The organism is Phenylobacterium sp. 58.2.17, assembly GCF_026411515.1.
In the GTDB taxonomy this organism is placed as follows: Bacteria; Pseudomonadota; Alphaproteobacteria; order Caulobacterales; family Caulobacteraceae; genus Phenylobacterium.
In genome coordinates, this window is record NZ_JAPMTQ010000048.1 from 18,802 (window position 1) to 27,470 (window position 8,669).

At 69.2% G+C, this 8,669-nt stretch carries 6 protein-coding genes; 2 read left to right on the top strand and 4 right to left on the bottom strand.

What is annotated here, in order from left to right:
* Nucleotides 1-81: 81 nt before the first annotated feature.
* The 3 genes from OUA97_RS20225 to OUA97_RS20235 form a co-directional block, all read right to left on the bottom strand.
* Nucleotides 82-3,237, bottom strand: a complete 3,156-nt coding sequence (locus tag OUA97_RS20225) for an efflux RND transporter permease subunit (RefSeq protein ID WP_267233840.1) — start codon at nucleotides 3,235-3,237, stop codon at nucleotides 82-84.
* Nucleotides 3,237-4,406 carry an efflux RND transporter periplasmic adaptor subunit gene (locus OUA97_RS20230; protein ID WP_267233833.1) on the bottom strand — a complete coding sequence of 390 codons (1,170 nt, stop codon included), beginning with the start codon at nucleotides 4,404-4,406 and terminating at the stop codon, nucleotides 3,237-3,239. Before OUA97_RS20230 ends, OUA97_RS20225 begins: the two co-directional genes overlap by 1 nt.
* A gap of 254 nt (nucleotides 4,407-4,660) precedes the next feature.
* On the bottom strand, nucleotides 4,661-5,431 hold the full coding sequence (locus tag OUA97_RS20235) for a class II aldolase/adducin family protein (RefSeq protein WP_267233834.1): 771 nt from the start codon (nucleotides 5,429-5,431) through the stop codon (nucleotides 4,661-4,663).
* Nucleotides 5,432-5,737: 306 nt separating this feature from the next.
* Here OUA97_RS20235 and OUA97_RS20240 point away from each other — a divergent pair, with 306 nt between their 5' ends.
* Nucleotides 5,738-6,301, top strand: coding sequence for a CHRD domain-containing protein (locus OUA97_RS20240; RefSeq protein ID WP_267233835.1), 564 nt, complete (start codon nucleotides 5,738-5,740; stop codon nucleotides 6,299-6,301).
* 4 nt (nucleotides 6,302-6,305) lie between these two features.
* Here OUA97_RS20240 and glpK read toward each other — a convergent pair whose 3' ends face one another.
* On the bottom strand, nucleotides 6,306-7,805 hold the full coding sequence (gene glpK, locus OUA97_RS20245; protein ID WP_267233836.1) for a glycerol kinase GlpK: 1,500 nt from the start codon (nucleotides 7,803-7,805) through the stop codon (nucleotides 6,306-6,308).
* Nucleotides 7,806-7,928: 123 nt separating this feature from the next.
* Between glpK and OUA97_RS20250 the strand changes: the two genes are divergently transcribed.
* On the top strand, nucleotides 7,929-8,666 hold the full coding sequence (locus tag OUA97_RS20250) for a DUF2336 domain-containing protein (RefSeq protein ID WP_267233837.1): 738 nt from the start codon (nucleotides 7,929-7,931) through the stop codon (nucleotides 8,664-8,666).
* Nucleotides 8,667-8,669 lie beyond the last annotated feature (3 nt).

Below are 8,669 nucleotides of genomic sequence, written 5' to 3' on the forward strand. Positions count from 1 at the left end.
AGCCGGCGCCACCCCGACAACTCGCCTCCCCCGCCGGGGGAGGCTTTTTCGTAGACCGATGGATTCGGTCCGAGGGCGGGCCTATTCGGCGGCGTTGGCCGCCCGCGCCTGTTCGGCCTCCTCGAAGGCCTCGATGCGCCGCGCAGTGGTCTGCGGCGACTTCGTGAACCGCGCCAGCATGTTGTAGAACACCGGCACTATGAACAGGGTCAGCAGGGTCGAGAAGATCGCCCCGAAGAAGATGACCACGCCGATGGTCTTGCGGCTCTCGCCGCCGGCGCCGCCCCACATGATCAGCGGGATCGCCCCGGCCGCCGCGGCGATCGAGGTCATGATGATCGGACGCAGGCGCAGCGAGGCGCTTTCGATCACCGCCTCGCGGATCGACAGCCCTTCGTCGCGCAGCTGGTTGGCGAACTCGACGATCAGGATGCCGTTCTTGGCGGCGATGCCGATCAGGATGATCAGACCGATCTGGCTGTAGGTGTTGACGGTCGAGCCGGCGATCAGCAAGCCGAACAGCCCGCCCAGCGCCGCCACCGGCACGGTCAGCATGATCACGCCCGGGTGGATCCAGCTCTCGAACTGGGCGGCCAGCACCAGGAAGACCAGCAGCAGCGCCATGCCGAAGGCCAGGCCCACCGCGCTGCCCGCTTCCAGGTAGTCGCGGGCCATACCGCCCCACTTGATCTGCGGGCCGGGCGGCATCTTGGCGATTTCCGCCTCGAAGAACTTCACCGCCTCGCCGACCGGATAGCCGGGGTTCAGCTGCGCCGAGAGCGTGACCGAACGCAGGCGGTCGACCCGCGAGCGGTCGGGCGTGTCGCCGCGCACCTCGGTGGTGACCACGGTCGACAGCGGGATCAGCTCGCCCGAGTTCGCCCGGACATAGAGGTTGCCGATGTCCTGCTCGGTCTGACGCTGCTCGCGGTCGGTCTGCAGCAGGACGTCGTATTCCTGCCCGTTCTTGATGTAGGTCGTCACCCGCCGGGTGCCGAAGTTGCTCTCCAGCGCCCGCCCGACCGCCTGGGCCGAGACGCCCAGCGACGCCGCCTTCTCCCGGTCGATGTTGACCAGCACGCGCGGGCTGGTCGGCTCGTAGTCGAGACGCGCCCGCGACAGGCCGGGATTGGCCTCGGCCGCGGCCAGCAGCGGTTTGATCCAGGCGGCGATCTGGGCGTAGTCGTCTCCCGCGACAATCACGTCGACGCCGCTTCCGCCGCCCCCGCCGCCGCGCTGGAAGGCCGGCCGCACCGAGGCGATGGCCCGCACCGAAGTGATCGACGACAGTTCGCGATTGAGGCGCGCCGCCAGTTCGTTGGAGGTGGTCTCCCCGCCTTCGGTCAGGGTGGCGTTGCCGAAGCCGCTGTTGAACTGGGTGCCGCCGAACCGCGGCACGCCGAGGATATAACGGGTGATGACCCCGTCCTTGCGCAGCTCCTGCAGCCGCGCCTCGACCTGGGCGGCCGCCTTCATCGTGTAGTCGTAGCCCGCGCCCTCCGGCGCGATGATGTTCAGGTCGACCCGGCCGCGGTCCTCTTCCGGCACCAGCTCGCGGGGTAGCGCCGCGAACAGCCCACCGGCGCCCGCGGCCAGCGCGATCACCAGGCCGATGGTGGCGAAGGTCGCGCGCCGGTCGCCCAGCAGCGACTCCAGCGAGGCGTGATAGGACGACTTCAGCTTGCCCATCGCCGCATCGACGCGGCGAGCCATGAAGCCCTGGCCGCGCGCCGGACGCAACAGCTTGGAGGCCAGCATCGGCGACAGGCTGAGCGCCAGCAGCGCCGAGAACGCCACCGCCGCGGCGATCGCCACCGCCAGCTCGACGAACAGCCGGCCGATATAGCCCGGCAGGAACATCAGCGGCGCGAACACCGAGATCAGCACGATGGTCGTGGCGACGACGGCGAAGAACACCTGCCGCGCCCCGCGCTGGGCCGCCACGATCGCCGGCTCGCCCTCGTCGATCCGCCGCTGGATGTTCTCGACCACCACGATGGCGTCGTCGACGACCAGGCCGATGGCCAGCACCAGCGCCAGCAACGTCAGCAGGTTCAGCGAGAAGCCCAGCGGGGCCAGCACGATGAAGGTCGATAGGATGCAGATCGGCGCCACAACCGACGGGATCAGCGCCGCCCGCCAGGTGCCGAGGAACACGAAGTTCACCAGGGCCACCAGGGACATCGAGATGCCCATGGTGATCCAGACTTCTTCCAGCGCGTGCTTGGTGAAGACGGTGTAGTCGACCGCCACCTCCAGCACTGTGCCCTTGGGCAGCGACTTGTTCAGCTCCGGCAGCAGGTCGCGGACCCCCTGCGAGATCTCCAGGTCGTTGGCCTGCGACTGACGGGTGATGCCGATGCCCACCTGGTCGCGGCCGTTGGAGCGGAAGCTGCGACGACGCTCGTCGGGCCCTTCTTCCACGCGGGCGATGTCGCCCAGGCGGGTGATGTAGGCCTGCGACGTATTGCCGGTCGCCGCCGCCGCGCGTCCGCCCGACGCCACCACCGGCAACTGGGCGAACTGTTCGGGGGTCGCATAGCCGCGGCCGACGCGGATCGTGAAGTCTTTGTCCGGGGCTTCGAGCGAGCCGGCCGGCAGTTCCAGGTTCTGGCTGTTCAGCGCATTCTCGACGTCGTCGACCGTCACCCCGCGGGCGGCCATGGCGTTGGGATCGAGCCAGATCCGCATCGAATAGAGCTGGCTGCCGCCGACGAACACCTGGGCCACGCCGGGGACCGTCGAAAACCGCTCCACCAGATAGCGCTGGGCGTAGTCGGACAACTGCAGCCGGTTCAGCGTCGTCGAGGCGAACGAGATGAACATGATCGGCGAGCCGTCGGCGGTCGCCTTGGCGATCTGTGGCGGGTCGGCCTGCAGCGGCAGGTTGGCGGCCACGCGGCTGACGGCGTCGCGCACGTCATTGGCGGCGTCGTCCAGGTTCCGGTCGAGCCGGAACGAGATGTTGATGTTCGAACGGCCATCGCGTGAGGACGAGTTGACCCGGTCGATCCCCTGGATGCCGGAGATCTGTCGTTCGATCACCTCGGTGATCCGCTCCTCGACCACTTCGGCCGAAGCGCCGCGATAGGTGGTGGAGATCGAGACCACGGGCGGGTCGACGCTGGGCAGTTCGCGCACGGTCAGCGAAGCGAAGGCGGCCACGCCGACGACGCAGAGGATGATCGCCGCGACCGCCGCGAAGACAGGCCGGCGGACCGAGATGTCCGACAGCATCATGCGTCAGGCCGCGCCGCGCGCGCCCCGGGCTCGGCGCCCTTCTGGGACGCCATGATGCGGATCGGCTGACCCGGCTGAATCTTGTTGAGGCCGTCGGCGACGATCTGTTCGCCGGCTCGCAGCCCGTCGCGGATCTCCACGAAACCGTCCTGGCGCACGCCGGTCAGAACCGGCCGCTGCTCGGTGCGGGCCTGCTCGCCCTGGCCGGTGACCACGAACACGAAGGCCGAGTCGCCCTGCACCGACACCGCCGCTTCCGGCGCGGCGACGACCTGCCGCTGCCCCTGGGCGATCGCCACCCGCAGCATCATGCCGGGCTTCAGCTTGCGGTCGGGATTGGGGAATTCGGCGCGGGCGGTGATCGCCCGGGTCCGCTCGTCGATGCGGGTGTCGAGCTTCTGGATGCGCCCCTGGATCACCTGGCCCGGATAGGCGTCGATGCGGGCGGTGATCGGCTGCCCCTCGCGGATCGAGGCGAGGTAGCGGTCCGGCACTTCGAAATCGACGCGCACGCTCGAGATGTCGTCGAGGGTCACGATCGCCGCGCCCGGATTGACCAGCGCCCCGGGGGCGATGTCCGACAGCCCGACGACGCCGGCGAACGGCGCGCGGATCATCCGGTCGCCCTCGCGGGCCCGCGCGGCGTCGACGTCGGCCTTGGCCGCCAGATAGGTCGCCTCGCGCTGGTCGAGCGCGGTCTTCGACGCATAACCCTGGGTCGCCAGCTGCTTCCAGCGGTCGTAGTCGCGCTGCGCCTGCATCAGCCGCGCCTGCGCCTGGGCGATGCCCGCGCTCTGCTCGGTGGCCTTCAGTTCGACCAGCACCGCGCCCTTGGGCACCGATTGGCCGTCGCTGAAACGCACCTTGTCGACCAGCTGCGTCGTAGCCGCCGTCAGCGTCACCGACTGGCGGCCCTTGGCGACCCCGATCACGTCAATGGCGTCCACGAAGGTCTTGTTCTGCGCACCGACCACATTGACCTGCGCCGGGCCGCCCATGCCGCCGCTACGGCCGCCGCCGCCGCCGCTCTTCTGGGCGGCCATCGCGCCGCCGCCGCCGGGGCCTCCCGGCCCCTCGCTCTTGCCCAGGGTGAGCTTCCAGCCGCCTGCGACCACCATGAGGCCGAGGATCACAATCGCGCCGACGAGGAAAAAGTGGCGTCGCAACAACTTACGGAATCTCCGGGGCGGCTCGGAATACGAATGTGGATGACGCTGAATCGAAGCGCGTCCTATGGCGACGACATAGGCGCCGTCCAGTGACAGAACGATGGCTTTGCGTGTCACCCCTGAAACACAACGTCGATATGCCCAGTCATAACACGCGATGCAGCTTACAATTCCGTATTGGCGTCATCGCTGCAAAGAAAACGGGCGCCCGAGACCGGGCGCCCGCCTTGCACAGTCCTTGAGGAGAACCTCTAGGCGTCGTAGCCCGGCAGCGACCGATCCAACAGGCGCAGCGCGCCCGGCCAGGCCAGCTGTCCGCCCAGGCCCCGCGACATCTGCGACTTCACTTCGTCCTGCGCCGCCTGCGGCGCAAGCAGCACGTTTTCGCGCCCGGCTGACAGCGCCATGACCTGCTGTTTGCAGGCGCGCTCCAGGTAGAACATGTTGATCCAGCATTCGGCCGCGGTCTCGCCCACGGCCAAGGTCCCGTGGTTTCGCAGCAACATCATCTTCTTGTCGCCGATGTCGGCCACCAGGCGCTCGCGCTCGTCGAGGTTCAGCGCGATCCCCTCGTAGTCGTGATAGGCGAGCATCGTGCGCACGATCAGCGCATGCTGCGACAGCGGCAGCAGACCGTCCTTCTGGGCGGCGACCGCCACGCCCTGGTCGGTGTGCAGGTGCATGACGAAGTGAGCGTCCTCACGGGCCGCGTGGATCGCCGAGTGGATCGTGAAGCCCGCCGGATTGATGAAGTACGGGGTCTCCTGGAGGATGTTGCCGTCCAGGTCGATCTTGACCAGCGCCGAGGCCGTCATCTCGCCGAAGTACATCCCATAGGGATTGATCAGGAATTGGTGATCTGGGCCGGGCAGCCGCGCCGAGATGTGGGTGTAGATCGCATCGTCCCAACCGTAGAGCGCCACCAGGCGATACAGCGCCGCCAAGTCCACCCGCGCCTGCCATTCCTCGGCGCTGACCTTGCCCTTCAACGAGCTCACGCTCGTGATCGAACCGTCGGCCATGGCGACCTCCCTCTGAATGTCTTTGTCTGATCGTTGTTCACCAGAGTCGCGCCGACGGCGGCAGGCGTCAAGCACGGCCTGCAGCGTTGAATCTGCTCGGCAAACGGCCGTTGACACCAGAGCCTGTTGGGCGGAAGAATTTCTTAACGACAAGATCTGACCGCGCATCACGAACCAAGCTTGTCGGCCCGTATGTTCCTAGGCTGGGGATGGCGGGCCCTTATTGAAATATCGACGTCGCAAAGCTCGGATGCGGAGGTCGCTGTGTCTCACCTCACGTTCAAGTTTGCCGCGCTCGCGGCAAGCATGGTCTTGGCCGGCCTGTCGCCTGGCGCGGCGGCCCAGGCCGCCACCGTCTACAGGGCGCCCCTGCTGGGCGCGAACGAGAACCCGCCGGTCTCCTCGCCCGGCGGCGGCGGCGCTTTCCTGACCATCGATGGCGACCTGATGACGGTCTCCACGACCTTCAGCAACCTGATCGGCGACGTCGCCGCCGCCCACGTCCACTGCTGCGCCGCCGCCCCGGCCAATGTCGGGGTCGCCACCCGGACGCCGAGCTTCCCGGGCTTCCCGACCGGCGTCACCAGCGGCGCCTACAGCCAGACCTTCGATCTCGACGCAGTCGGGACCTACAATCCGACCTTCGTCACCGCCTATGGCGGCACGGCCCAGGGCGCGCGCGCCGCGCTGCTGACTGCGCTCGGCGGCGGGCAGGCCTATTTCAACATCCACACCACCTTCGCGCCGGGCGGTGAGATCCGCGGCCAGTTCGCCCTGATCCCCGAGCCGGCCAGCTGGGCGCTGATGATCGCCGGCTTCGGTGTCGCCGGCCTGGCCATCCGCTGGCGCCGCGCGGTCTTCAGGACCTGAGGCCTCAGGCGGTGGTCTTCACCCGCGCCACCGCGTCCAGCCAGCGGGCGTAGGCCGCCTCGCGCCCATGGCTGCTCAGGGCGGGGTCCATCCGCTCGGTCGACGGCCGCGCGGCGACGGCCTCCTCGACGCTGGCGTAGACGCCGGCCCCGAGGCCCGCGAACAGCGCCGCACCCAAGGCGGTCATCTCCATATAGGTCGCCCGGCCGACGGCCACCCCGGTCAGGTCCGCCAGCCGCTGGCTGAACCAGGCGCTGCGCGACATTCCCCCGTCGATGCGCAGCTCCACGTCCCGGCCGAAGGCCCCCGGGGCGTCGGCCCGCATCGCCTCGATCAGGTCGCGGGTCTGCAAGGCGCAGGCGTCGAACGCCGCCTGCGCGATCTCGGCCAGGCCGGTGTCGCGGGTCATCCCGAACAGCCCGCCGCGCGCGTTGGCGTCCCACCAAGGCGCGCCGAGCCCTGTGAACGCCGGCACCAGCACCACCCCGTGATCCTCGCGCGCGGACTGCGCCAGCTTCTCCACCCCCGCGCCGCCGCCGGGAACGCCGAGCCCCTCATTGATCCATTGCAGGGCCGCGCCGGCGATGAAGATCGAGCCTTCGAGCGCATAGGTCGCCCGCCCGCCCAGCCTCGCCGCCACAGTCGTCAGCAGCCGCGAGCGCGACGGCGCCAGGTGCTCGCCGGTATTGACCAGCATGAAGCAGCCGGTGCCGTAGGTGGCCTTCATCTCGCCGGCGCGGATGCAGCCCTGCCCCATCAGCGCCGCCTGCTGGTCCCCCGCCACGCCGCGGATCGGGATCGCCCGGCCCAGCAGTTCCGGCGCGGTCGAGCCATAGTCGCCGGCGCAGTCCAGCACTGTCGGCAGCAGAGCCCGCGGCACGTCGAGCATCTCCAGCATCTCGTCCGACCACGCCTGCGCCTTCAGGTCGAACAGCATGGTCCGCGAGGCGTTGGTCGCATCGGTCGCGTGCACCTTGCCGCCGGTCAGCTTCCAGATCACCCAGCTGTCCATGGTGCCGGCCAGCAGCTCCCCGGCCTCGGCCCGCGCCCGCGCGCCGTCCACCTGATCGAGGATCCAAGCGATCTTGGTGCCGGAGAAGTATGGGTCCAGCAGCAGCCCGGTGATGTCGGTGACCTGCGGCTCGCGCCCGGCCGCGCGCAGCCGCTCGCAGGTCGGCGCCGTGCGGCGGTCCTGCCAGACGATCGCCCGGTGGATCGGCTTGCCGGTGGCCTTGTCCCAGATCACAACCGTCTCGCGCTGGTTGGTGATGCCGATGGCCGCGACGTCCTCCGCCGGGCGGCCGGACTTGGCCAGCGTCTCGCGCAGCACCGCGACCGAGGCGGCGAAGATTTCCTCGGCGTCGTGCTCCACCCATCCGTCGTCCGGATAAAACTGCTCCAGCGGCCGCCCGGCCTCGGCGACCGGCGCGCCCTTGAGGTCGAACAGGATCGCCCGGGTCGAAGTCGTGCCCTGGTCCAGCGCCAGGATCAGAGGTTCCGCCATCGTCCGCACCCGTCGTTGCTCGCTTGGCGAGCGACTCGCCGCTCGCATGGTCAATCGGTTGTAACCATGTTTTCATCCGCTCCGAGCAGATTCGCAGCGATCGCCGGGGACGCCAGAGTGAGTGTGGCCGCCAAGACCGATGACCTGCTGAATCTGGCCCGCAGCCGCGCGCCGGCCGATCGGGAGCGCCTGCTCCTGGCCATCGTAGAACTCTGCGACGCCGGCGAGAGCGCCGCGGGCCTGATGACCTCCAAGCCAATCCAGGGCCTGCTCAACTCGATCTTCATGTCCCTGGTCGTCGAGGCCGAGCGCGACATCCGCCGTCGGCTGTCCGAGAAGCTGGCCCAGGCCGACTGGGCGCCTTCGGCTCTGGTCAACGTGCTGGCCCTGGACGACATCGAGATCGCCCGCCCGGTCATCGCCGGCAGTCCGGTGCTCAAGGACCATGACCTGGTCCGGCTGCTGGTCGAAGCCACGATCGAACATCAGATCGAGGTCGCCCGCCGTCCGAACATCGGCCCGCCCGTCGTCGCCGCCATCCTGCAGCAAAGCGAGCCGGCGGTGCTGACCGCCCTGGCCGGCAATCCCAGCGCCGCCCTGGGCGAGCACGAGCTCGCCATCCTGGTCACCGCCGCCCAGCGGATCGCGGCCATGCGCTCGCCGCTGGCCCGCCACCCGGGCATGACCGACGGGCTCGCCCGCCAGCTCTACCTCTGGGTCGGTCAGGCCCTGCGCCAGTCGCTCGTCGACCGCTTCCGGCTCGACGCGGCCGCGCTCGACGCCGCCCTCGCCGCCTCGGTGCGCGAGGCCCACGGGCTGTCTCTTATAAACATATCCGAGCCCACCAGACTAGCCTCATGATCT